Origin of the sequence: Pseudoalteromonas fuliginea (genome assembly GCF_000690055.1) — a bacterium.
GTDB classification, from domain to species: domain Bacteria; phylum Pseudomonadota; class Gammaproteobacteria; order Enterobacterales; family Alteromonadaceae; genus Pseudoalteromonas; species Pseudoalteromonas fuliginea.
In genome coordinates, this window is sequence record NZ_JJNZ01000200.1 from 1 (window position 1) to 478 (window position 478).

Consider the following 478-nt stretch of genomic DNA (forward strand, 5'->3'; position numbering starts at 1 on the left):
AAGTTCCGACCCGCACGAATGGCATAACGGTCTGAGCACTGTCTCAACCATGGACTCGGTGAAATTGCAATGTCGGTAAAAATGCCGACTACTCGCAGCAAGACGGAAAGACCCTATGGAGCTTTACTATAGCTTGGTATTGGGTTATGATTTAAGATGTGCAGGATAGGTGGGAGACGGTGAATTAGCAACGCTAGTTGTTATGGAGTCATCCTTGAGATACCACCCTTCTTAAATTGTAACTCTAACTCCTAAATTGGAGGACAGTGCTTGGTGGGTAGTTTAACTGGGGCGGTCGCCTCCTAAAGAGTAACGGAGGCGCGCAATGGTCAACTATCTTCGGATGGAAATCGAAGAGATAGTGTATTCGCATAAGTTGGCCTGACTGAGAGACTTACAAGTCGACCAGACACGAAAGTGGGCGAAAGTGATCCGGCATTAACACGTGGAAGTGATGTCGCTCAACGGATAAAAGTTA

At 46.9% G+C, this 478-nt stretch carries 1 rRNA gene; it reads left to right on the top strand.

The annotated features are described in order from the left end of the window. Nucleotides 1–478 (top strand): 23S ribosomal RNA (locus DC53_RS00155); the annotation flags it as partial.